The 25,180-nt window shown below is 44.5% G+C and carries 24 protein-coding genes; 12 read left to right on the top strand and 12 right to left on the bottom strand.

All coding sequences use genetic code 11. The features are described from left to right. Window positions 1-14 precede the first annotated feature (14 nt). Both B3V51_RS11785 and B3V51_RS11780 read left to right on the top strand, forming a co-directional pair. On the top strand, window positions 15-701 hold the full coding sequence (locus B3V51_RS11785) for a MotA/TolQ/ExbB proton channel family protein (RefSeq protein ID WP_071002156.1): 687 nt from the start codon (window positions 15-17) through the stop codon (window positions 699-701). Window positions 702-751: 50 nt separating this feature from the next. Beyond that, the gene (locus B3V51_RS11780; RefSeq protein WP_071002155.1) at window positions 752-1,153 is read left to right on the top strand and encodes an ExbD/TolR family protein; all 402 of its coding nucleotides are present in this window, start codon (window positions 752-754) and stop codon (window positions 1,151-1,153) included. A 200-nt stretch (window positions 1,154-1,353) separates the two neighbouring features. On the opposite strand, the gene B3V51_RS11775 is transcribed toward B3V51_RS11780, so the two are convergent. After that, complete coding sequence (locus tag B3V51_RS11775) at window positions 1,354-1,887, bottom strand: DUF2799 domain-containing protein (protein WP_058024115.1); 534 nt, start codon at window positions 1,885-1,887, stop codon at window positions 1,354-1,356. Between the two features lie 400 nt (window positions 1,888-2,287). Between B3V51_RS11775 and B3V51_RS11770 the strand changes: the two genes are divergently transcribed. Both B3V51_RS11770 and topA read left to right on the top strand, forming a co-directional pair. Beyond that, complete coding sequence (locus B3V51_RS11770) at window positions 2,288-2,890, top strand: hypothetical protein (protein ID WP_071002153.1); 603 nt, start codon at window positions 2,288-2,290, stop codon at window positions 2,888-2,890. A gap of 293 nt (window positions 2,891-3,183) precedes the next feature. Next, window positions 3,184-5,850, top strand: coding sequence for a type I DNA topoisomerase (gene topA, locus B3V51_RS11765; RefSeq protein WP_212564266.1), 2,667 nt, complete (start codon window positions 3,184-3,186; stop codon window positions 5,848-5,850). Between the two features lie 80 nt (window positions 5,851-5,930). Here topA and B3V51_RS11760 read toward each other — a convergent pair whose 3' ends face one another. Both B3V51_RS11760 and lon read right to left on the bottom strand, forming a co-directional pair. Next, the gene (locus B3V51_RS11760) at window positions 5,931-6,488 is read right to left on the bottom strand and encodes a superoxide dismutase family protein (protein WP_212564267.1); all 558 of its coding nucleotides are present in this window, start codon (window positions 6,486-6,488) and stop codon (window positions 5,931-5,933) included. Between the two features lie 369 nt (window positions 6,489-6,857). After that, window positions 6,858-9,263: an endopeptidase La gene (gene lon / locus B3V51_RS11755; RefSeq protein WP_397467071.1), complete on the bottom strand. Its 2,406-nt coding sequence runs from the start codon at window positions 9,261-9,263 to the stop codon at window positions 6,858-6,860. Window positions 9,264-9,871: 608 nt separating this feature from the next. Here lon and B3V51_RS11750 point away from each other — a divergent pair. After that, window positions 9,872-11,233: a Na+/H+ antiporter family protein gene (locus B3V51_RS11750; protein WP_286708480.1), complete on the top strand. Its 1,362-nt coding sequence runs from the start codon at window positions 9,872-9,874 to the stop codon at window positions 11,231-11,233. Window positions 11,234-11,346: 113 nt separating this feature from the next. Here B3V51_RS11750 and B3V51_RS11745 read toward each other — a convergent pair whose 3' ends face one another. Continuing rightward, window positions 11,347-11,601 carry a hypothetical protein gene (locus tag B3V51_RS11745; protein WP_286708479.1) on the bottom strand — a complete coding sequence of 85 codons (255 nt, stop codon included), beginning with the start codon at window positions 11,599-11,601 and terminating at the stop codon, window positions 11,347-11,349. Next, window positions 11,601-12,266, bottom strand: coding sequence for a 5-formyltetrahydrofolate cyclo-ligase (locus B3V51_RS11740; protein WP_223333231.1), 666 nt, complete (start codon window positions 12,264-12,266; stop codon window positions 11,601-11,603). Before B3V51_RS11740 ends, B3V51_RS11745 begins: the two co-directional genes overlap by 1 nt. A gap of 207 nt (window positions 12,267-12,473) precedes the next feature. Between B3V51_RS11740 and fumC the strand changes: the two genes are divergently transcribed. Beyond that, window positions 12,474-13,877: a class II fumarate hydratase gene (gene fumC, locus B3V51_RS11735; protein WP_286708478.1), complete on the top strand. Its 1,404-nt coding sequence runs from the start codon at window positions 12,474-12,476 to the stop codon at window positions 13,875-13,877. Window positions 13,878-13,965: 88 nt separating this feature from the next. Here fumC and B3V51_RS11730 read toward each other — a convergent pair whose 3' ends face one another. The 6 genes from B3V51_RS11730 to B3V51_RS11705 form a co-directional block, all read right to left on the bottom strand. Beyond that, a complete protein-coding gene (locus B3V51_RS11730) occupies window positions 13,966-14,460 on the bottom strand; it encodes a hypothetical protein (protein ID WP_286708477.1) in 495 nt (164 codons plus the stop codon). A gap of 17 nt (window positions 14,461-14,477) precedes the next feature. After that, window positions 14,478-14,948, bottom strand: coding sequence for a Panacea domain-containing protein (locus tag B3V51_RS11725; RefSeq protein WP_286708476.1), 471 nt, complete (start codon window positions 14,946-14,948; stop codon window positions 14,478-14,480). Window positions 14,949-15,386: 438 nt separating this feature from the next. Further along, entirely contained in the window at window positions 15,387-16,202 is an 816-nt protein-coding gene (locus tag B3V51_RS11720; protein ID WP_286708475.1) for a MipA/OmpV family protein, read from the bottom strand. Between the two features lie 134 nt (window positions 16,203-16,336). Continuing rightward, entirely contained in the window at window positions 16,337-17,359 is a 1,023-nt protein-coding gene (locus B3V51_RS11715) for a rhomboid family intramembrane serine protease (protein ID WP_286708474.1), read from the bottom strand. A gap of 106 nt (window positions 17,360-17,465) precedes the next feature. After that, window positions 17,466-18,653 (bottom strand): alpha-hydroxy acid oxidase, encoded by a 1,188-nt coding sequence (locus tag B3V51_RS11710; RefSeq protein WP_286708473.1) that lies wholly within the window; start codon window positions 18,651-18,653, stop codon window positions 17,466-17,468. Window positions 18,654-18,691: 38 nt separating this feature from the next. Continuing rightward, window positions 18,692-19,003, bottom strand: a complete 312-nt coding sequence (locus B3V51_RS11705) for a glutaredoxin family protein (protein ID WP_058024101.1) — start codon at window positions 19,001-19,003, stop codon at window positions 18,692-18,694. Between the two features lie 289 nt (window positions 19,004-19,292). Here B3V51_RS11705 and mtgA point away from each other — a divergent pair, with 289 nt between their 5' ends. From mtgA to B3V51_RS11675, 6 genes are all read left to right on the top strand, one after another. Further along, the gene (mtgA, locus tag B3V51_RS11700) at window positions 19,293-19,979 is read left to right on the top strand and encodes a monofunctional biosynthetic peptidoglycan transglycosylase (protein WP_186473901.1); all 687 of its coding nucleotides are present in this window, start codon (window positions 19,293-19,295) and stop codon (window positions 19,977-19,979) included. A 357-nt stretch (window positions 19,980-20,336) separates the two neighbouring features. Then, a complete protein-coding gene (ppk1, locus tag B3V51_RS11695; RefSeq protein WP_223333326.1) occupies window positions 20,337-22,481 on the top strand; it encodes a polyphosphate kinase 1 in 2,145 nt (714 codons plus the stop codon). Window positions 22,482-22,841: 360 nt separating this feature from the next. Next, entirely contained in the window at window positions 22,842-23,012 is a 171-nt protein-coding gene (locus B3V51_RS11690) for a hypothetical protein (RefSeq protein WP_167337591.1), read from the top strand. Window positions 23,013-23,081: 69 nt separating this feature from the next. Further along, complete coding sequence (locus B3V51_RS11685) at window positions 23,082-23,327, top strand: hypothetical protein (protein ID WP_071002139.1); 246 nt, start codon at window positions 23,082-23,084, stop codon at window positions 23,325-23,327. Window positions 23,328-23,385: 58 nt separating this feature from the next. Continuing rightward, window positions 23,386-23,745: a hypothetical protein gene (locus B3V51_RS11680; RefSeq protein WP_286708472.1), complete on the top strand. Its 360-nt coding sequence runs from the start codon at window positions 23,386-23,388 to the stop codon at window positions 23,743-23,745. Window positions 23,746-23,876: 131 nt separating this feature from the next. Continuing rightward, window positions 23,877-24,071, top strand: coding sequence for a hypothetical protein (locus B3V51_RS11675; RefSeq protein ID WP_286708471.1), 195 nt, complete (start codon window positions 23,877-23,879; stop codon window positions 24,069-24,071). Window positions 24,072-24,244: 173 nt separating this feature from the next. On the opposite strand, the gene B3V51_RS11670 is transcribed toward B3V51_RS11675, so the two are convergent. Beyond that, window positions 24,245-24,901, bottom strand: coding sequence for a tRNA-(ms[2]io[6]A)-hydroxylase (locus B3V51_RS11670; RefSeq protein WP_058024125.1), 657 nt, complete (start codon window positions 24,899-24,901; stop codon window positions 24,245-24,247). Between the last annotated feature and the right edge of the window lie 279 nt (window positions 24,902-25,180).

Raw genomic sequence — 25,180 nt, 5'->3', positions numbered from 1 at the left:
TTAAGGAGTCTGATATGGACTTTATGCAATACTGGCAGATCAGCGACATGGTGACAAAGACGTTATTCTTTTTGTTACTTGCGTTATCTATTCTCTCTTGGGTGACAGGTATCGTCCGCGTATTGCAAAGTCGCAAACTGGCGACCAGTGTAGCAGATGACTTGAGTCAACAACTACAAGCAAAGCAGGCCGATTTGGTCGGCTCCGATGCTGCCGCTCGTCGTTTGGTCACTGAACAGACGTTACTCAAGCACATAGGGCGCTACCGTTTTGCCAGCGAGCGCGGCTTACCTATTCTTGGAACGACGGCAGCGATCGCGCCATTTATCGGCTTATTTGGCACGGTGTGGGGCATTTTCCACGCGCTGCATAATATTGGTATGAGTGGACAGGCAGGATTGGGACAAGTGGCAGGCCCCGTTGGTGAGGCACTAATTATGACGGGTCTTGGTATCGCTGTGGCTATTCCAGCTGTGGTGTTTTACAACCTAGCAGTACGTATCAATCGCCGTGTGATGTATCAAGCCAATGATAGAGCACATGATCTGTTGTCCGGGTCTGCTGAGCCTGTGCCATCGTCTACTAGCCCGAATGCGGGCGCAACATCGGTGCAGGCGGTTAAAGGCAATCGCTCAAATACTATCGATGCAGCAGTAGACACGCAGCAAGCGCGCCACTACAGCAGCTCTGTGGCAGAATAAAAAAGCACCTCTTGGTGGCATGACAATAAACACAAGTATTGAGAATAATTATGGCATTTCAACTGGGTGATGATGACGTTCAAGGTATGAATGAGATGAACCTCATTCCGCTTATCGATATCATGCTGGTATTGATGATTATCTTTTTATTGACAGCGACCGTGCTGAATCCGACGGTTCCTTTAGATTTGCCAAAGACCAGTGCTGAGGTCAATCAAACGCCGCCAGAAGCCATTCAAATCAGTATTGATAAAGACGCGGGGATATTTTGGGACAGCGATCCCATCAGCATGGAAGCGCTAGAGGCGCGTTTGCAGGAGCAAGGCGCAACCGGCAAAGATCCTTCAGTACAACTGCGCGCCGATAAAGAAGGTAAGTATGATACGGTCGCTCAGGTCTTGGCGGCTGCCAGTCAAGCAGGACTTACCAAGATTGCCTTTGTCAATGAATAATAGCAGCGATAAACGGTAGTAAGTAGTAATAAGCAGCGAAATGCAACGTCCGTTACAGCAAAAAATTGTCGATATAAATCAACAAGCCAATGAATAGCACGAGCGCCATAACAATAATAAGAACGATCAAAATAATAAGCTTCTCTCCGACCTCAGTGACGACTTAAACCTCAAATTAAGTCATCACTGAGGTTTTCTTTTTACCAGCCATAGCCAAATGGACGGTAGCCAAAGCCCAGATGTCCGTAACCAAACGGATAAGGCGAGCGCAAGTAATCCAGATCGCGCTGACGGATATAGTAGTAGCGTCCTTGAGAGTAAGCTTCTTCTAATTTCTCAATACCTTCTAATGGACAGACTGGCTGCCAGTCATAGCCTTCGCGACCGAGCTTATAAGCGTTCAGCTCGGTACAGTAGTTTTTGAGACCTTGCTGTCGTCCTTGCTCCCACTGTATGCGGTTAGGACTGGCGCCTCCGACACTGGCGCAGCTGTTGGTATAGTGCCCGAAGTAAGCCCCTGAACGACCTTGTAGACCATCGGCATAACCGACTTCTTGCCAGTTACTGCTTTGACATTGCTGCGGGGTCAGGCTTTGGGTAGTGGCACAGCCTGACACTGTTAGTACGATTGCGCCAAGTAATGATAAGCTTATGCCAGTGTTGCTCAGGAGTTTACCTGTCAGCTTGCTAGCGATATAAGCGCTTGACGAGTTTGACTTAATAAGATAATTCATAATAAACCTGCGCGCGTTTAAAATTATGGTTTATCATAGCACTTTTTTACGCCGACCACTTTTTGTATCTGGTTTTTGTATGTGGCTATGCTACTGATGATTAGGCACGCTAAATGTCTGATTTAACAGTATAACTGACAAATAAAGAGTGAGCCATATAGCCAGTTTTTGAATAGTAGTTGAGTGGCAGTGCTTGATTTTTGCGGGTTCGAGCTCATTATAAGTCTTGCTATATCGTTATCTGTCATGTGAGTAGCAGCCAGTTCACGTTAACGATTTATAGGATAGTTATTTATAAAGCCGTTATTTTTACTGTTGGCGTAGACAGCGGTTATTAGCCGTGGCAGTTATATTGATATTGTTTAGCATCATTTTTATTTAGTTAAAAGGCCAGAGCATCATGGGAACATTGATTGGCGTTATCATTGTACTATTCGTCTTAGGGAGTATGATGGCGCTCAAACCGAATGGTATCGATCAGCGTTTAGACAAGCTGCGTATGACCGCACGCCGTTTGCAGCTTAATCCAAAGCTCGTTGCTTGCCCTGATTGGATCAAAGGTCGTGATAATGAATATGGCCGCGGTATGCTTGGACAGTATTGTCTGATATTAGAAGAGACCAAACTGCCGCACACACGCTATCAAGTGATCGATGGACAATGGCGACCAGATAGCAGTTTTGTTGATACCAGCGATGATGCAAAAACACTCCATATTCCAAGTGCCATTCGCTCTACGCAAAGCAGCAATAATGTGACGGTGAAAAAAACCGATTTTAGTTTGGACAAAGCACCATTAGAGCTACCAGTGAGCATTGAGCCGTTTGTTAAAGGGCTGATGACCAAGGCCAATAGCATTATCATTTATTGGGAAGACATTGCTTACGTGCGCCCAAACTCTAATCCCACGTATCATCAGCAACGGATTGAGGCAGATCTGTTAGTGCTCAAAGCCAATCTTGAGAAATGGGCGATACAAATGCAAAAAGACGCGAGAGGCTAGTAAAGCGCTTTTTTGTCTCCATTAAAGGGCGATATGCAAGTAGTTTTTCATATTCAGTTTATTTAAAGTTGACAGTTTATCGCTTAGCAGTGTAACGTCTTTATAACTATATCTTTATTTTATGGTTATAATTTGTTTTATAACCTTTTTTATCAGCAGCTACTATTACTATAAATCGCTGAGTCATGGCTAACCCCTGATCATCAGCACCCATAAATTACTCTGCTGCTGACTGTAATGTTACTTTCAATCTACTTATACTTTTAATCACTTATATTATGGTGTCGTCAAATATGGCAAAAACCACAACCAAAAAAACCGCAGCATCAGCTGCTGACAGCCCAAAGGGCAAGTCTTTGGTGATTGTAGAATCACCAGCCAAAGCAAAAACGATTAATAAATATCTTGGCGATGATTTTATCGTACGCTCGAGCATCGGCCACGTCCGTGATTTACCAGTTAGTGCAAATAAAAGCGCAAAAAAAGCAACCACGACCAAAAAAGATGACAGTCTGACCAAAGAAGAAAAAGCACAGCAAGCACTGGTGCGCCGTATGGGCGTAGATCCAGAGCATGATTGGGCGGCGGTCTATGAAGTATTGCCAAACAAAACCAAGGTCATCAAAGAGCTCAAAGCACTGGCCAAAGACGCTGACAAAATCTATCTGGCAACGGATATGGATAGAGAGGGGGAGGCGATCGCTTGGCATCTAAAAGAAGTTATCGGTGGGCCTGATAGCAAGTATCAACGTGTGGTCTTTAACGAGATTACCAAATCAGCCATCCAAAATGCCTTTAAACAACCCTCAAAGCTTGATATCGATCGCGTCAATGCTCAGCAAGCGCGCAGATTCTTGGACCGTGTCGTTGGCTTTATGGTATCGCCACTATTATGGCAAAAGATTGCTCGCGGACTATCAGCAGGCCGTGTGCAGTCAGTTGCTATGCGCTTGGTTGTTGAGCGTGAGCATGAAATTCGCGCGTTCATTCCAGAAGAATACTGGCAGATTCATGCAGATACACATGTCGCTCATGATAAAACCAAAAAAGCCTCAGATGCAGAGCAAATCGGTATCCGTCTAGAGGCGACCAAGCAGGGCGGCAAAACGCTAAAGCTTGGTAATAAAGAGCAAACCGATAAAGTGCTTGAGATACTCAAAGCAAGCGATTTTATCGTTAAAGAGCGTGAAGAGAAGCCAACCCAGTCACGTCCTAGCGCACCCTTTATCACTTCAACTTTGCAGCAAGCAGCCAGTACGCGTCTAGGGTTTTCGGTCAAAAAGACCATGATTTTGGCGCAGCGTCTGTATGAAGCGGGTCACATCACTTATATGCGTACCGATTCGACTTTTTTGTCTGGCGATGCGCTCGCGGCTGTCCGTGGTCATATTGAAGACAGCTATGGCGCAAAATACGTGCCAGAAAAGCCAAATTTTTATGGCAATAAGCAAGGTGCTCAAGAGGCGCATGAAGCGATTCGTCCTTCTAATGTCAACTTAAAGTCAACGCAAATGAAAGGCGTTGAGCGTGATGCTATTCGTTTATACGAGCTGATCTGGCGGCAGTTTGTGGCTTGTCAGATGACGCCTGCTAAGTATCTATCAGTCAATCTTTTGGTAGAGGCGGGTAATGTCGAGCTAAAAGCGCGCGGCCGTACGATGACTTTTGATGGCTATACTCGTGTTATGCCGCCGGCCAAAACTGATGATACGCTGCTCCCTGATGTCAAAAAAGGCGATAAGCTCACCCTAGATAAGCTCGATCCGAGCCAACACTTTACCAAGCCGCCACCGCGCTATACTGAGGCAAGTCTTGTCAAAGAGCTTGAGAAAAAAGGTATTGGTCGTCCCTCGACTTATGCCTCAATTATCTCGACCATTCAAGATCGTGGTTATGTGAAGCTTGAGAACAAGCGCTTGTTTGCCGAAAAAATGGGCGATATCGTCACCGATAGATTGACAGCCAGCTTCCCAGATTTGATGGATTATACCTTTACTGCTGCGCTTGAAGACAAGCTCGATCATGTCGCCGAGGGTGAGCAAGATTGGAAAGACGTGCTCGATAATTTCTATGGCGAGTTTAAGACTACTCTTGAGCATGCCAAAGGCAAAGATGGCATGCGTCCGAATGATCCGACTGATGTGCCAGATGTGCATTGCGATATTTGCGATCGTCCGATGCAGTTGCGTACAGGCTCAACAGGCGTATTCTTAGGGTGTACTGGCTATAACTTGCCGCCGAAAGAGCGCTGTAAAGGCACCAAAAATCTAATGCCAGTCGAAGCGTTTGCCAATCTAGATGATGCAGAAGGGGATGATGAAACGGCAGAAGTCAAAGATTTGATGGAGAAAAAACGCTGTCCGAAATGCGGCACCGCGATGAATGGTTATATCGTTGATGGTGGTCTCAAGCTACACATCTGCGGTAATAACCCTGATTGTGACGGTTATATTCTAGAAGAAGGTAAGTTTGAAGTACCAGGCTCAGATGCGCCAACCATCGACTGTGACAAGTGTGATGGTCAGATGGAGCTAAAGACAGGTCGCTTTGGTCCGTATTTTGCTTGTCAGAAATGCGATAACACCCGCAAGGTGCTAAAAACAGGCGAAGCAGCACCGCCGCGTATGGATCCTATTCATCTGCCAGAGCTGAAATCGACCAAACATGATGATTACTTCATCTTGCGTGAAGGGGCGGCTGGCATGTTCCTTGCGGCTTCTAAATTTCCAAAGGTGCGTGAGACTCGTGCGCCCAAGCTCGCTGAGCTACGTGAAATAAAAGATAAAATGGAAGACAAGTTCCAATATCTGTTTGAGGGACCAGATGAAGATCCAGATGGTAACCCAACTATATTACGTTGGTCACGTAAGAAAAAAGAGCAGTACATCGGCTCTGAGAAAAACGGCAAGGCCACCCGTTGGGGTGTGTACTGGCGTAAAGGCGAGTGGGTAGAAGAGTAACCACTTTTCTACCGGTCATAAAAAAACCTCTTAACCGTATACAATAGTTAAGAGGTTTTTTATGGCTAATATATATAGTATTAGTTCATCTCGATAATACCGCAAGCAACACGGTCACCTGATGCGCCTGATGGTTGGCTGGTGTAATCGTCAGCGCCAGAATGTACGATAAAGGCGCGGCGATTCACGCTATACTTACCTGCTTTATCGGCCGTGATTTTTTTGTTCACATAGTTGATAGTAGCGACGCCATCTTCATTGGCTGTCAGGTTAGGTAGGTCACCTGCATGACCATTCATATCATCGGGATTAGAATGTGGTTTGTTGTCAGGATTGAAGTGACCGCCTGCCGCTTTACCCATATCAGCACAGCTACCTGTCTCATGAATATGTAGTGCAACCGTTTGGCCCGGCTGTAGATTCATGAGCTTACCGTAGACTTGTACACCGCCATCGACAGGACGCAGGAACATCTGTCCGACTTCGTTCTTATCACCGCTCACTGCTTTGATGGTAGATTTTAGTGCTGGCTGATTGACAGGATTGCCTGTTTGCATTTGACCTTCGACCGTTTGGCAACCAGTCATGGCTAACGCTGATCCGCATAGTAGGGCACTTGCAAGCATTGTCTTATTCATTATTATCTCCAGTTATTTTATTCATTATTTAGAACGTAGTTAAAGTCACAAATATCTGTATTTATTGTTCTGTTAGAGCGCGTATCGATATTCGTTAACATCATCGTCAGTATAGCCAAGCAAACCCTATAGTTATTCATTAAATGCGCAACAATCGGTTAATAAATGTAAGTAACGTATGGGTTTGAAAAAGCAGATGGCAAAAAAATTAATGACATCAAATGAACGACAGAATGCATAGATTACATAAAAACACGAATTGGTAATGACCAAGGTGTTAGTAAACTAATGATCAATAAGCATAAAAAAGCCGCCCATCATAGTGATGAGCGGCTTTTATGTTTTAAGCATTGACTAACGAATACTCAATTAGTTGTGTAGCGCTTTGCCTGCCGTTTTATCAACCGTTACTTTTGCAGGCTTGAGCGGTTTTGGCATATCTACCAAAGCTACCTTTAAAATCTCTTCAATCGTCGCAACTGGCTGAATGGTCAAGCCTTCTTTGACATTATCAGGGATATCGGCCAAATCACGCTCATTACTCTCTGGAATCAAGACATGCTTGATACCGCCGCGATGCGCGGCCAGCAGCTTCTCTTTGAGACCACCGATACGTAGGATTTTGCCGCGCAAGGTGATCTCACCTGTCATGGCGATATCTGGACGAATGGCAATACCTGTCAAGGCAGAGACCAGTGCAGTCGTCAATGCACCACCAGCAGAAGGACCGTCTTTTGGCGTGGCGCCTTCTGGCATATGGACGTGGACGTCAGTAGTCTTAAAGGTCTCATAATCAATCCCTAAGCTGTCACCGCGAGCACGTACTACGCTCATTGCCGCGCGAATAGACTCTTTCATCACATCGCCGAGTGAGCCTGTAAAGCTCAGCTCACCTTTGCCTTTCATCGCCACCGCTTCGATAGTAAGTAGCTCACCGCCCACTTGTGTCCAAGCAAGACCAGTCACGCGGCCGATCTCAGGCTCTTCTTCTGCCAGACCGTAGTCGTACTGATGGACGCCTAGATAATCATCGATGTTTTTGTCATCGACCACCACCAGCTGACGCTCTGCTTTTTTCGGTGCGCGCGCGCCATGAGTCTCAACCGAACCGCGAACGACTTTGCGGCAGATTTTATTGACTTCACGCTCAAGGTTACGCACACCCGCTTCACGGGTATAGCTACGCACGATACTGTGTAGGGCCGCTTCAACGATTTCAATTTCACCTTCTTTAAGGCCATTATTCTTGATCGCTTTTGGCACGAGGTATTTCTGCGCGATATTGACCTTTTCTTCTTCGGTATAACCTGGCAGACGAATGACTTCCATACGGTCAAGTAGCGCAGGTGGAATATCCATGCTGTTAGCCGTACAGATAAACATCACTTGCGACAAGTCTAAGTCCATATCTAAATAATGGTCGTTAAAGGTATCGTTCTGTGAAGGGTCCAATACTTCGAGCAATGCTGATGCTGGATCACCGCGAAAGTCTTGCGCCATCTTATCGATTTCATCCAATAAGAATAGTGGGTTTTTGACTTCTACTTTGGCCAGTGACTGCACGATTTTACCTGGCATCGCACCGATATAGGTACGGCGATGACCGCGGATTTCCGCTTCATCACGGACGCCGCCAAGCGCCATACGGACAAACTTACGACCCGTTGCGCGCGCAATCGATTCACCCAGTGAAGTTTTACCCACACCTGGAGGACCGACGAGACAAAGAATTGGGCCACGCAGTTTTTTCACGCGAGATTGTACGGCGAGATATTCTAAGATGCGGTCTTTGACATCTTGTAAGCCATAGTGATCTTCGTCTAAGACCGTTTTTGCCTTGTCTAGATTGATTGAGACTTTGGTCGTCGCATTCCACGGCGTATCCAAAATCCACTCAATGTAGTTGCGTACCACTGACGATTCGCTTGATGCAGGTGGCATCATTTTGAGCTTTTTAAACTCTTGCTCCGCTTTTTTGCGCACATCGTCTGGCAAGTCAGCATCTTCGAGACGCTGCTCTAGCTCAGCCACATCGTCCTCACCATCGAACGCGCCATCATTGAGATCTGATAGCTCGTTTTTGATCGCTTTCATCTTTTCGTTTAAGAAGTACTCGCGCTGATTGTCTTCCATCTGCTGACGGACCGCATCTTGAATATCTTGCTCGATATTTTGCTCAGCACTTTGCTTGACCAGATATTCCGTCAAGGTGTTGATATGCGTTTTGATATCATTTTCTTCTAAGAACGACTGTTTAACATCCAAATCCATTGACACGCGGGTTGAGATGAAATAAACCAGTTCAAGCAAATCATCGATGCGTTTGGCCACGCGAGTTAGCTCACGGGCATTACGCAGACGCGCATCCGCATAGCCTTCAAACAGGGTGGTCAACGCCTGAATAGTGTTTTTCTTCTGGCTCTCATCCATGCTGACATCAAGATCAGCACGCTCAAATCTCGCCATCAATAAGTCGTCATGACTTTCGATATTGTCGACACGGGCGCGATATTGACCTTCGATCAGCACCTTGATGCAGTTCTCATCGCTATCGTGCGGCATGGTGCTGACGATGCGGCACACGGTACCGTATTGATACAAGTTGTCTTGATCAATGTCTTCGGTCAATGAGTCTTTTTGGGCGACGACCAGTACTTTGTTGCCATACTCAGCCTGCGCCAGCTCAACGGCTTTCACCGATGGCGCACGTCCCACAAATAAGGCAATCTGCATGTGCGGATAGACGACGACATCTCGCAATGCCAAGAGTGGCAAGTAGTTTTCAGGTTGGTTGTCGTTTACGTCTTTGTTATTAGAGTCAGTGTTATCAAGACCAGTGTCTGTCTCATTGGTTGACGCCGCTTTTTGTGCTGCATTCGATAAGGTCTCTGCCTCATTGTTGTCTGTAGCAGTAGATGAAACGTCGACATCAATGTCGATATTGTCTTGGGTTATTTTATGTTCACTCATATATTTTTCCTCTTTCCCCGGACTTGTAAAGTCAAGTTCGTGGTTCATGTCTAGATAAATGGTGTCCGCATATAAAATTGCAAGTCTCATTGGCAAAGATGCACAGTTATCTTTGTTAAATAGTGCGACAAACGCCGACGTTTCAATGCGGTTATTGGATTAAAAAGTTGGATTAAAAATGCTGTGTCTGGATTAAATAAGTAAAATCTCACCATTAGATAGCGAGAGCGTGTGTGAGATGCGGGTGTCTAATCGGTTCTATGCATGGGCTTTATATCCAAAATAAGGTAAACTGGCGCCCGTCTAAAAACAGGGGTTGTTAGGGTAGTATTTTAGACATCATAGCGCTAGTCATCAGTGTTACTATTCATCAGTCTCAATGAGACCAAGTTATAAAGAGCAAGGGGCAATACATGGCCATCAATGCGGTACTGCTGGCAGTTATTATTATGCTAGGACTGTCACTTTCGCGCGTGCACGTGGTGCTCAGTTTATTAATCGGGGCGCTAGCAGGTGGATTGTTAGCAGGGCTTGGTATTACCGATACGCTCAATGCTTTTCAAGAAGGTATCCGTAATGGCGCACAGATTGCGCTATCGTATGCCTTGCTAGGGGCGTTTGCCGTGGCGATCGCGCACTCGGGATTGCCGCAGTCATTGGCAGGGACAGTGATTAGACGCATTGATGCCGCGGGCACGAGTGGCATGATTAAATATATGCTGTTTGCAGGCCTCATTACCATGAGCTGCTTTAGCCAAAACCTAATCCCCATTCATATTGCCTTTATTCCACTGCTGGTACCGCCGCTGCTTTTGGCGTTCAACCGTATGCAGATTGATAGACGCCTGATTGCCTGTCTGATTACCTTTGGACTGGTCACCACCTATATGTTTATACCGTATGGGTTCGGTGATATTTACCTCAATCAAATTATGCTAAAAAACGTCGGTGAAGCGGGCATTGATGTTGCCAATATTTCTGTGGTGAAAGCCATGGCAATTCCTGCGCTTGGCATGCTCATTGGTCTGCTGGTCGCGGTATTTATCAGTTACCGTAAGCCGCGCGAGTATCAGCAGATTGCGATAGATCAGCAAGCGCATGATGCCGTCGTAGAAGGCGATGCATTAAGTAAAACAGCCGCTGGCGCTCAGTCGCAAAGCAAGCTAAAGACGCTGGTTGCATTGGCTGCTATCGTGACGGCTTTCGTCGTGCAGCTATACACTGATTCGCTACTACTTGGCTCGATGTTTGGCTTTGGCGTGTTTATGGCGACAGGCGTGGTGAAATGGCGTGATGCTGATGGTGTCTTTAATGATGGTATCAAATTGATGGCGATGATTGGCTTTATTATGATTACCGCGCAAGGTTTTGCTGAAGTCATGAAAGCGACAGAGCAGATTCAGCCACTCGTTGATGGGGCGGCGTCACTGTTCGGTGGTAATAAAGCGATGGCAGCATTTATCATGCTCTTGATCGGTTTGATTGTGACTATGGGTATCGGCTCGTCCTTCTCGACCATTCCTATTTTGGCCGCGATCTATGTGCCGCTATGTATCTCTTTAGAGTTTTCGCCATTAGCAACGGTTGCAATTATCGGTACAGCTGGCGCGCTGGGTGATGCCGGTTCTCCTGCGTCAGATTCGACATTGGGGCCAACCTCTGGTCTTAATATTGATGGACAGCATGACCATATCAAAGACAGTGTGGTGCCAACCTTTATTCACTACAATATTCCGCTACTGGCATTTGGCTGGATTGCGGCGATGGTGCTTTAGTAAATGATTTGAATGATTGGGTTTGATATAAAAGGTGGGTATAGCAACTAGCATAAAGAGTTACTATACTCGCCTTTTTTCGTTTCTATTAATTGCTCAAACTGCCTATATTTTTAACAATCTTCATCAAAATCCTTAATCTCACCATTCAAACTGCTCAAAAACGCATCACTTTGCGCGAGCAGCTCATTTAAGCGTACTTCATTGACTAATCGTGTCATCTCATCAGCGCTAAACGGTTGCTCTTGACTGTAGTAACGTTGCTCTCTAGCGTCATCGCTACCTAACCTTTGCAAATATTCATCCACACTGTCTGCACTGGAAACAGCAGCGCTAGAGTCTTTTTCAAATTGTTCATCGTCTTTCATCAAAACCACCTTAAGCCACTTGGCGTAATTAAGCCATCTAATGGCACATCCCACGGCTGACGCGCTAATTGTTCAACCACTTGAAAGTCATAACACCAGCCAATTTTTAATGGTTTCTTGGCCCCTGAGCGATAGCTTTTGCCAAGCGTCGTATCATAAAAACCGCCACCCATGCCCATACGATTGCCGTGTTTATCTACCGCGACTAACGGACAGATGATCACATCTAATTCTGACGCCCATAATAGAGCGCGGCTATGATTTTGTTTCATGCCGAGCTGATGAATGCGAGTGGGGACATTGATTAGTTTTGAGTGGTAAACAGGTACAAAACGCAACCGTTTATCATCACTGCCATTACTAGTACGACCGAGAGAACCAACGACAGGTAAATAAGGAGAATAGCCTAAGCATATGCACCAATCCAGCAGTGGCTGAGTGGGTAGCTCACCAAATCCATCATAATATAGCCCAATACGTGCATTTTTTGATAGCCGCTGCTGTAATTTGCTCAAATGCAAGCTCGCTGCTTGCGCCATATTCCTACGCGCGCCATCACTTAACTGACGACGCTGGCGAGTGAAGTGCCGTCTGGGTGGATTACTTAGCGTAGGTTCTTGTGAGTTAAGCATTTTTGACTCAGTGGGCATGGTTTCAGAGTGCATAGGTATCTTATCCAATGATATATCAGATTGATGAGGGGCGCTTCTAGACATTCGTTTTTAGGCATTGACCAAAGTGATTTGTGAATATTCAATACGCCTTAGTCATGCTATCATAACGCCACTTTATATCGTATTCTCCTTTATGTGCAGCGGATGTTGCATTTTTTAGAGCAGTCATAAAACAACAAACCATCAAAGAGGGTAGTTATGTCGACACAGAATCAGGCAACTCGTACCGAAAAAGACACCATGGGTAACGTAGAAGTCCCAGCTGATGCCTATTGGGGCGCGCAAACACAGCGTAGCCGCGAAAACTTCAAAATCGGTGGCGAGACTTTGCCGCGTCCGATGATCGAAGCGATGGCACTGGTCAAAAAAGCCGCTGCGATTACCAATGCCAGCCTAGAGCGTATCGAAAGCGATAAGCGTGATCTTATCGTGCAAGCCGCTGACGAAATCATCAATGGTGGTCTGGTTGATCAGTTCCCATTGGTCGTATGGCAGACAGGTTCTGGCACGCAGTCAAACATGAACATGAACGAAGTGCTGGCCAACCGTGCTAACGAAATCGCGGGTTCTGAGCGTGGCAGCTACACGCCAATTCACCCAAATGACCATGTGAACCATGCACAGTCTACCAACGACAGCTTCCCAACGGCGATTCGTGTGGCAGCTGCGCGTCAGATCAACAGCTTACTTATCCCAGCGGTCAAAGCGCTACGTGATACCTTAGATAAAAAGTCCAAAGAGTTCGATAGCATCGTCAAAATCGGCCGTACGCACTTACAAGACGCCACGCCTTTGACCCTAGGCCAAGAGTTCAGCGGCTATGTAAGCCAACTTGACCACGCATTGACTCGTATCGACAACGCGCTACAAGGTCTATATGAGTTACCACTAGGCGGCACTGCAGTAGGTACTGGTCTAAACGCCCATCCTGACTATGCAGTAAAAGCAGCTGAGCAACTAGCGACTTTGACGGGCTTGCCATTTGTCACATCCCCAAATAAATTTGAAGCACTAGCGGCTCGTGATGCAGAAGTATTTGCATCAGGCGCACTAAAAACACTAGCCGCTAGCTTAAACAAAATAGCTAACGACGTACGCTGGCTCGCCTCAGGTCCTCGTTGTGGTTTGGGTGAGTTGACGATTCCTGAAAATGAGCCAGGCTCTTCTATCATGCCAGGCAAAGTAAACCCAACGCAGTCAGAAGCAATGACCATGGTTGTCGCTCAGGTCATGGGTAACGACACGACTATCAGCATGGCTGGCGCCTCAGGTAACTTTGAGCTAAACGTGTATAAGCCTGTGATCGCATTTAACTTATTGCAATCTATCAAGCTGCTTGGCGATGCGTGCAACAGCTTCAACGAAAACTGTGCCGTCGGTATCGAGCCAGTAAAAGACAAAATCGATGACTTCTTGCACAACTCACTGATGCTAGTGACGTCATTAAACCGTCATGTCGGTTATGAAAATGCAGCAAAAATCGCTAAGACGGCTTATAAAGAAAACAAAACGTTGAAGCAAGTGGCGGTTGAGCTGGAGCTATTAACTGAAGCGCAGTTCGATGAGTGGGTCATTCCTGCTGATATGGTACATCCTAAGTAAGTTATTAAAGACTTCTTAGCATAGAAAAAGACCTTGTCGTATGGCAAGGTCTTTTTTTATTAGGTTAAAATTCAACTAACTATTTGTGTTAATCCTTTTCTTTAAACACTTCAATTCCATTTGGAAATAACCATCTAGCTACAATATATATAATACCAATTACGTTAATGGTAGTAGTGGTAATAAAAGCTATTAAAACGTTATCTGATAGATTAAACTCGAAAAGATTAAAGTCTAGCCCCAACCATTCAATTTTTATATGTAAGTTGCCTATACCAGTTAGAAGTACGATAAAACCGATAAAAATTAACCAGAGATATGTTAGGCGATAAATATTTTTTGCATATTTCTGGCGGAGGGTATTAGTTTCTTTATAATCTCTAAGAGTTTCTTCTGAACGTCTATGTGCCAGCTCTTCTTCCTTAGTCTGTTGATAAGGTTTAGCCGGGTTTTCCCTATACCTTGACAAATAGCCATGAACATTTTTACTTGAAATGTTTGTAGCGTTTCTAAAAAATTCATCAGGTACATCGTTATTTCGTAAAGATTGCAATGTCTCATCTAAATCGTTTTCATCATTCATATTACTTACCAAAACGTTTAATTAGATTGTTGAGTAATAGCATTTATCAATGTTTTATAGTAGTCTGCAATCACATTATTATCTATCATGCCATAGTCATTATTTCTCCAAGTAATATCCCAAGGTGTACCAACTTGATGAGTTAAATCAGATAGCTTATAAGCCGACATATCACTATACTTTGACCAAACATAATTAATAATTTTTTCTTCATTTGAATCGATAGTATCCTCATAAGGACTGGTCGGAATTTTAGAGGTAACATTATTAGAGCCATAATTCATGAGGCTAGAATATAATTGTTTAATTAATGGCCCATATGTCCACGCATATGTCTCTTCATAGTATAAAGGTTTGTCGAGTAGAGCCAGACAAAAGCCATTTGCTATATACACTAATTTTTGTAGTTGCATATTGGATAGTGGTTTACCTTCTGTATGTGAACGCTCGATAAAAGCGTTAGCTATTACCTTAGCTGACGTAGTCATTATTTCACCTTATTAAGAAATACAGTTTTAAGTAGTTTATTATAAAACTAGCAAAATTATTTTATTGTTGTTGAGTGATAGATACTAACAAGTGGGACAGTAGCTTAGGAAACCTAATAGAGTAAAGTAGAAAAATACATTATAAATATAGGGAGCTGCTGCCATAAACATAATTTTTATCTTTGTTACTTATTGATTATATGATGTACTCAAGCAGTACTAAATGCAAGGTGTTAGTAGTAAATACTAAAACCTCCTTAAATTATAAACGACAACTGATGTCGCGTAGAAAAAAACTAGTACTTTATAACATTTAATAAGATTTTTCTTTTTAATTTAAAGAGATACAAATCTTAGTAACTAATGGTTCAACTGAATAAACTAAAAAAAGGCCGAGCAAACCGCTCAGCCTTCTCCACATCAAACATCAAATCTCAATTAAAACTTATATAGCAAACCAAGCGTCGTTGCCGCTTCAGTACGTGAGTCGACCATTGGGCTATCATATTGCTCATTGGGTACATAGCTCACGCTTTGATTGGCAAATCCTGCCCATTTATCATTAAAGTCGTAGTTGGCACTAACGCTGACATACGGATTCAAGCTCGAGTTAGATTTATAAGCGGCAACGCCTGTCTCCGCTGACTCTTCTTCACTGACGCCATAGTAGTATTCATTGTAGGCTGCGTCATGATACTCAAAGCCGATGCTTGGATAGACCGTTAGCTTGTTTCTCGTTATTTTGGCAAGGTAAGTTAAGCGACCAGTATTACCGCCACTTTCGTCCAACACATCGGTCGCAAACTGACCACGAAACGCACCGATAGGCGTGCGACGCTGGTAGCTTATACCTGCTTCTGCGGATAGTTTGCGCTCATCGAGACCTTGCAGGGCACCATTAGCGTCATCAGGATCAAACGAATTCCCTGCGAGCTGCGCGTAAGCAGAGAGCTGATTGACACCATCATTGATTAAGTACGCGCCCGCTTGAGCACCGCGCGCATAGATCCTATTATTGTCATAAAAAATGCCCGGTAGCACACGCACTTCAGTGCTGTCTTCGAGATCATAGGCGGATTTGACCGCCATGACATTGACCCCAACGCTCAATTCGGCGTCTTTGTCAGTCGGTAGGTTTTTATTAAGAAAAGGGATGGCACTAGACAGGCTAGACACACTGAGTAATGCCGTAGCGGTTAATGTGCTCAGCACGGCTCGCGTAGAAAAGTGAGGTTGCGCTGCAAGTTTTAACATAATTGGGTCTCGTAAGTGAGTATAAATAACGGGGTAGTAAGATCAGGTAAAAAACGAGCAAAAAGCGAATAAGTAGTCTAAATAATTCGGCTGTTATTGGTAGTTATTTAGCAATGATAGATAAATACACGCATTTACTCAATGGCTTTTAGCACTTGTAGGATTTGCTCATGAATATCTTGCCACCACCACAAAAAACCAATGACAATAACAAGCATGACTAGCCAAGGCAGTATTCGCCAGATTATGCTCACGTTAACAGGCTCTGGTGCAAATTTCTTGGGATCAATATAAGTGGGGTAGTTATTTATATAGCCACCACTTTGGTCGAAATCGGCAGTATCCGCGGTGTTGTTTAAGTCTACAGGGGTTTGGATATTATTATCAGCAAATATATTGGTAAGCGGCGGATTACCGCGCTGATTATCGTGTAAGCTCGTTTGATAGCTTGGCTGATGATTGCTTGCATAGCTCGCTTGGACCGCGTTTTGATAAGCTTGCTGAGCTTGCGCCATAGCTGCTTGCTGTGCCAGCTCTCGCTTACGATAAACGAGAGCAATAGGCAAGGCAATAAGCAAGCCAGTAATCGCGCCGCCGATATGACCGGCATTATCGATACCCGGTACGGCAAAGCCATAGACCAAGTTGATCGCCATGATGATGATCAAGCTCTTGAGATTGAGTACCATGCCATTGACCGATATTTTAAACAGGGCAGCGATCAGTAACGCCGCACCGATACCCATGATACCACCAGAAGCTCCCGCTGATAGGCCGGGCTGTCCTGTTCCATCCAAAATACTGTGCCATGTGACATAGTTATTGAGCAAGTTGCCACCGATGGCTGCTAGTAAAAACAATGCCAAAAACTTGGCTGAGCCAAACATCGGCTCGGCAATCTGGCCAAAGAAATACATGGCAAAGCCATTAAATAGTAGATGCATGAGACCAATGTGCAAAAACGCACTACTCACCAAGCGCCATGGGTCATCCATCATCGTTAAGGGTAAGGCGTTGGCACCCCATTTAACTAACGCTTCAGTTGACGGGTTATTGGCATCGACGCCCGTGACTAGCTGCATGACAAATAGCCCGATAAAGCTGGCTAATAGCAGGGTAGTGACGGGCGCTGTTTTTAATAATTGTTGAATGGTCATAAAGGCTAACTGTCATTAAAATGTTATAGAGACAGTATAAAGGGTATGAGCAAATTATGTTATGTATAGCCAGTTTTAAACGTCGATCGCTAGACATTAAGCCGCTCTAAAAACGACCCATTTTGAGGTTTTCATACGTGCCTTTTACCAAGATATTATCCGTGACAGTATTGATATCGGTATGACCACAGAATGCCATAGATATATCACACTCTTTATAGATGATTTCAAGCGCGCGGCGCACCCCGTCTTCACCATACGCTCCCAATCCGTAGAGAAAAGCGCGACCGATCATCGTGCCTTTTGCGCCCAATGCGATAGCCTTTAGTACATCTTGACCAGAGCGAATCCCGCTATCGAGCCATACCTCGATGTCGCTGTTTTCGGCATGGACTGCCTGTACGATGTCTGCGAGGGCAGAGATAGAAGATAACGCGCCATCCAATTGACGACCGCCATGGTTTGAGACGACTAGGGCATCCGCGCCACTGCGAGCCGCCATAATAGCATCTTCAGGCTCCATGATACCTTTTATGATAAGTTTACCGCCCCACATGTCTTTGATACGCGCCACATCGTCCCAGCTCAGACGCGGATCGAATTGCTCAGCGGTCCACGCAGAGAGTGATGACAGATCCTCAACATTTTGTGCATGACCGACGATATTACCAAACGTGTGACGTTTGGTGCCCAGCATATTCATACACCATTGCGGCTTGGTCATGAGGTTCATGATATTGGTTAATGTGGGTTTGGGCGGTGCGGATAGACCATTTTTGATGTCTTTGTGACGTTGTCCAAGCACTTGTAAGTCGGCGGTCAAGATAAGTGCTGAGCAATTGGCCTCTTTGGCACGGCGAATCAGATTGGCCATAAAGTCTTGATCGCGCATCACGTACAGCTGAAACCAAAACGGCTTACTAGTATGAGTGGCGACATCTTCGATAGAGCAAATGCTCATGGTTGAGAGTGAAAAGGGCACGCCGAATTTTTCAGCGGCGCGTGCGGCATGTATCTCACCATCTGCCCACATCATGCCGGTAAACCCCGTTGGGGCGATGGCTACAGGCATCTTGACTGGCTCACCGATCATACTCGTTGCCAGACTGCGGTTATCCATATCGACCAATACGCGCTGGCGCAGCTTGATACGGTCAAAGTCAGTCTCGTTATTACGATAGGTGGTCTCAGTCCACGAGCCTGAATCGACATAGTCATAGAACATACGCGGCACTTTACGCTCAGCGACACGGCGCAGATCTTCAATATCGGTCATTTTTTCTAGATTTATCATAGGATCCTCACTACAAATAATGTATAGACGGTTTGATGTTATGACGTAAGCAGTTGCTGCAAATCCATCACTGAAAACGGATAATTTAATCGCTGTGATGGAGTCAAAATCACAGGGATAGATGTGGCAAAATCCATCATAAGCGCCTCATCAAAGTCTGCAATATCGACATTTTGGTAAGTGATTGGTTGTACCGACTGAAACTGTGCAAGTATTTGCTCAGCGATATCACATAAATGACAGCCAGAGGTCCCTAGTAGCCACCATTGATTGCTATTTTCAGTAGTATTGAGGTTTGGGCTTGCGGCAATAACACGCGCTCGTAATACTTCTATACTATTATTATGCATGGTGAGATCTCTGAGCTTAAAGTATGCCAAAAAATGCTGATTATTAGGCTATTTTGATAAAAAGTAAAAAATAGTTGGTTTATTATTACATCATAAAGAATTGGTGTAAATAATGACAGCGATTGTGAGATTAGGTAAGATGACCTGCTACTGGTCATTACTAATGACTGCTTGTTAATAAAAGACAATGACAGCTATTTTAGGACTATTGGTTCATAGTTGCTGTTTTTAGTTATTAGCAGATGACCTATATTATCTTATTACTTTTTTAATCACTCGGATATCGCGCATGACAAGTTTTGGCAAGTTTATCAAACGTCTGTTATTGGCTATTATGTTATTGGTTGTCGCATTCCATATTTTGGTCACCGGACTACTACTAATCTGGAAAACGCAGCCGATTAACAACAGCATGTTTATGTTGACGCATCGCCTAACGGGTGGCACGGTCACGCAGACATGGGCTGAGTACGATGCCATCGCCAAGTCTGTCAAACAAGCAGCGATCGTGAGTGAAGATTCCACGTTTAGCCAGCACAATGGCTTCGATATCGACGGTATCAAAGCGGCACAAAAGAAAAATGAAGAAACGGGCAAAATGTCCGCTGGTGGTTCAACCATCACCCAACAGCTGGCAAAAAACCTGTTTTTGACCTCGCATCGCTCTTATGTACGTAAGGCAGAAGAAGCTGTCATTACTGTCATGATAGAAACACTGTGGGACAAGGAGCGTATCTTGACCGCTTATCTCAATGTGGCAGAATTTGGTAATGGTATCTATGGTATCGATGCCGCCGCGCACCATTATTTTGATAAATCTGCGGCCAATCTGAACCGAGACGAATCAGCGCTCCTCATTGGGATGCTTACCAATCCGAAGTATTACGAAGACAATCAAGGTGACAGAGGCTTGCGCAACAAGCAACGTATTATCAAAAAACGCATGAAAAACGCCGTATTACCGCAAGCGTCTTAATCTTTTAAAAGAAGCCTTAACAACAAGAATAACGGGAAAGAATAATATAGTTAAGTCTAAATAAAAACGATACAGGATAATAAATTCATTTGATTAAACGCTATTTTTCGCAGCCTCTGGAGACATAGTCACAGCAAGCAAGAAAAATAGCGTTTAATCTTATTGTATCGATTTTATATTGAACCGACTATAGTTAATAACCTTTAAGACGATAGTATAAAGACGACGGCGCATCGATAACGCAAAAGGAGTAGTAACGTGGTAGAGATAAATAATAATCAGAACAGCGGTGATATGAACGAGATTATCGACGTTAATAGTGTGAGTGAAGATGGCAACGAAAACGTTGATAAAAATATGAGCGTAAGCAGTAACTATAATGATCTGACCGACATCGACTGGCAACGCTCAGAAGACGGCAGCTATTCACCCAGCAGTTATATCAATCGAGATTTGTCTTTATTACAGTTTCATCTGCGTGTATTGGCGCAGGCAGCCAGTCCTCGTCACCCACTGCTTGAGCGCTTGTTTTTTCTCATTATTTTTTCATCGAATCTCGATGAATTCTTTGAGATTCGTGTTGCAGGTATCATGCAAAAGCTCAATATCGGTGACGTATCGACCAGTGCGCATGGTATGCGCCCAAGCGAGGTGTTAAACGAGATCTCTGCGATCACTCACGACGCTATCAATGAGCAATATCGCATTCTGAATGAAGATATTTTGCCCGCTCTTGCGCTCGAGGATATCCGCTACCTAAAACGTGATGAGCTCAATGCCGAGCAGTCTGCTTGGATGAAGCGTTATTTTACCGAGCAAGTCGTGCCAGTATTGACGCCGATAAGCATTGATCCTGCGCATCCATTCCCGCGATTGGTCAATAAAAGCCTGAACTTTATTGCCACATTAGAAGGCAAAGATGCTTTTGGTCGCGACATCAACTTGGCGATTGTACCAGCGCCGCGCAGTCTGCCGCGTGTGATTCGTCTGCCAGATGAGCTAACGGGTGGTAAAGAGCATCATGTGATGCTATCAGCCATCATTCATGAGCATATCGGTGAGCTGTTCCCTGGTATGAGTGTGACGGGTTGTCATCAGTTCAGGCTCACGCGTAATGCAGATTTAGATCTGGCGGATGATGTAGAAGATATCGCCAAAGCGCTAGAAGGCGAGCTTGAAAATCGCCGCTTCGGTGACAAAGTCCGTCTTGAGGTCACAACCGACTGTCCAGCGCACATCAGTGAGTATCTGCTCAACGAGTTTGAGTTGCATGACAATCAGCTGTATCGTGTCAATGGCCCTGTGAATCTGACGCGCTTATTGTTTGATTTTAATATTCCGGGACTGCGTTATCAGCCATTTACTTATGCCGTGCCAAAAGCCTTTCGCCGAGAGATGGATAAATCAGATAAATCATCCAGTATGTTTGCCGCTATGCGTAAAAGCGATGTGCTCGTGCATCATCCGTTTCATGCATTTTCACCCATTATTAATCTGCTTTGGCAGGCAGCTAGCGATCCCAAAGTGTTGGCGATCAAGCAGACATTATACCGCTCAGGTACCAATTCAGAGATCGTCAAAGCGCTTGCCGCTGCCGCTCGTAACGGCAAAGAAGTCACTGCCGTCATTGAGTTGCGTGCGCGTTTCGATGAAGCTTCCAATATTGCTGTCGCCAACTATTTACAAGAAGCAGGTGCGGTTGTGGTTTATGGCATCGTCGGCTACAAGACCCATGCCAAGCTCATGCTCATCGTGCGCCGTGAAGAAGATCGAATCCGCCGCTATGTCCACCTAGGCACAGGCAACTATCATGCGGCCAATGCCAAGGTCTATACAGATTATGGTTTATTCAGTGCCGATCCTGATATCTCAGAAGATGTGCATAAGATATTTCAAGAGCTCACTGGTATGGGCAAACCTGCCAATCTCAAAAAACTGCTACATGCCCCTTTTACGTTGCACGAAAAACTAATGAGCTTTATCGATGACGAAATTGCTCATGCTAAAGCAGGCAAGCGCGCTCATATTATCGTCAAAGCCAATGCCTTGACCGAGCGGCGCCTGATCGATAAGCTGTACGACGCCTCGCAGGCAGGTGTCAAGATTGAGCTGATCCTGCGCTCTATGTGTTGCTTGCGTCCGCAAGTAAAAGGACTGTCTGAAAACATCACTGTACGCTCTATTATTGGCCGATTTTTGGAGCATACTCGTATTTATTATTTCTATAATAATGGGGATGAGCGTTTGTATTGTGGCAGCGCAGACTGGATGGATCGTAACCTGTTCCACCGCGTTGAGGTGGCCTTTCCAATCGAAAATAAGAAGCTTTTTAAGCAGATATATCAAGATGGTTTGATCAATTACTTACAAGACAACACGCAAGCGTGGACACTGGATGGCACAGGCGTTTGGCAGCAGCTTCAGCCAGCAGCAGGGGAGGTGCCACACGTTGCTCAAGAGCACTTATTGAAAGTGATTAATGGTGTTGAAGAGTCCAGCTAACTGATTGAGTGCTATCTTCATCATTTGACCAAGCACTATTTAGTCAAACACTATTTAACCAAGTATTGGTACATACCAGTGCTTGGTTTTTCTGGTTAATGCGCTGTAAAAGTTACAAACTGTGTTGTAACCTCACATTTATTCACATATTGATACGGCAGTACACTGGTGAATCTCACAGTATCCTACCTATAATTAACATCAGTTCTGGTGCAGTTTATTATTTTTATCAAAAACCTCATCACTCATCTATCTAAAAGTAACTGAACAAAAGCAACTGACTAAAAGTGGCTGAGTACATAATGATACCGCACCGGAGAAACTCTAAATTAAGTCAACAATAAAAATAAGGAATAAATCATGAGTACGACGAACAATGATACCTCAGACATCAAAAAAGCAGCAGAGCAAGCAAACGGTCAAGAGATTGAGAAAAATCTAGAAGACAACAAAAAAGTCGATGCGCCTGAATCACTAAGCGAAGAAGAGCAAACAGCGTTCATTGAGGATGACCTACGCACTGACAAATAAGAGTGTGTTTGCAGCATACGTCCAAAGCACTAATCAGATAACGATAATAAATAATGCGAGGGAGACGCCATGACCATGCCAGAAAAAAACAATACTGAAGAAAAATTCCTTGTAGAGGATCCCGCCGTTACGACGCAAGAAAATCCTCAAGGCAGCTACGAAGGCCGAAAGTACCAGCCAAATATAGATGGGCCGGAACAAGCCTCACAGGAGACAGACGAGGTCTATGTCGACCCGCGCAAAGAAGAAAATCTGCCTGCGGGTGGCAAAAACGTATCGGACCTAAATGCTTATGATCTGAGTCGAGACGACTAACAAATGATAAGCACAATATGTTATCGATACGAACAATAATTATAATAAGGACAAAACAATGGAAACCAGAGATCCTGCTTTAAGTAAAACTCGAATCGCAGAAACGGACACGCATGAAACTTTAGACAGTGCTCAAACGGTGAAAAACCATGAGAAGCTCGAAGAAAACGTCAATGAAAATAAAGGTACCGACACTTTTGAAGAGGGTGTAGTGGAGTCTGAGCACGTCAATGATGGTGACAACCCAGCGCGCCAGCCAGATCGCCGTGATCAACCAGGTAATGGTTTTGATGATAATATCAATGAAAGCACCGTTGCAAGCGAAGGGCCTGATAGCCAAAAAATTAACAACACGAATCGCTATGCTAATGTTGATAATGCTCAGACTCGCACCTTAAATCCTGATGATAAAGACTAGACCGACAATAGAAAGCTGAGCAAAAGACTATGATATTTGTGTAATTATCGACTGATATCTATATTATTTAGATAACAGTTAAAGGCGCTTACAATATTGGATGAATAGTTATAATAGGGAGTAAGACAAATATGCCAAACGACAAGCCCGTCACTGACGAGTATAGTCTAAAAGATGCAGATGACAACAACGGTATCGTACCAGACGACGCTCTACAAAAAGTAAATCCAGCGGCAGCAGACAAAGCAGCAGGCGATCATGATCCGCATAATGTGGCCAAAAGTGACAAGCAGTACGACAGCTCATTGATGGAAGATGATAAGTAATACTATTTATATACCAGTATCTCTGATCCATAAAAGTATCGTTGATCGTCAGAAAATAATCAGCATAAATAAAGAGGCATTACCGTTGTTCAAATATAACCCGAATAACGGTAATGCCTTTTTTGTGTCTATAACCTATAGATTTCAAAGTACAAACGAATGATGCCTGTCTATTAAGCAGGCGTACCACTATGGAAGCGTAGCTCCGCGTCTGGACTGTCTATTAATTCTGCTTCTACTTCTTTAAAAAATGCAACGCGCTCATCGATATTATCATCTGATAATGACTGGGCAAGCGCAAGGTAATCCTCAAAATGGCGGCTCTCTGACTTTAGTAGATAGCGATAGTATTTTGCTAAACGCGCATCATCAATGACTTCCGCCAACGCTGCAAAGCGTTCACAAGAGCGCGCTTCAATGAACGCCCCAATGATCAGTACATCGACCATCGCTGCTGGCTCATAAGTACGTTTATGTTTCAGCATGCCCTTGGCATAGCGACCTGCACTCAAATACTTCCAGTCCTGGCCGCGTTCGTTCATGATGCCAAGCACCTGCTCGTAATGCAGCATCTCTTCACGTATGAGCTGTGCCAATTTACGTTGCAAATCATAAGAGAACTCATATCGAAATATCAAATTCATCGCAGTGCCAGCGGCTTTTTTTTCGCAATTGGCATGATCCTGAATGATAAGTGGTAGGTTATCTATAGCCGCATCTACCCACGCCTGCGTCGTGCGCGCACCCAAAAAATTATAAATAGGGGATAGGTCTACCTTTATAGGAGTACGCAGATGCGTAATATCGACGCTGTCTTCCCCTACGTCCATACTGCTTTCGTCAACGACATTTACTGGTGAAAAGGGCGCTTCTTTTTCGAGGTTATCCTTATGAATATCGTAGTGATCAGTACCATGCGCTGATGATTGTAAGGACGAGAGGTCGGGCTGGTTTATAGTCATAATCTAAAAGGGCTTTTTTATAAATGAGAGTTTAAAGCAGCTAATTTATAGATGCTTTCAAAATAATGGGCTACAGTTACTACGGCTAAGTAAGTTGTCTAGATCATGGACAGTATTTAAGTATAGTAGAACCTCAATAAAATTGAT

The organism is Psychrobacter sp. UBA2514, assembly GCF_002341255.1.
Taxonomy (GTDB): Bacteria; Pseudomonadota; Gammaproteobacteria; order Pseudomonadales; family Moraxellaceae; genus Psychrobacter; species Psychrobacter pacificensis.
This window is presented reverse-complemented; position numbering and strand designations above follow the sequence as displayed.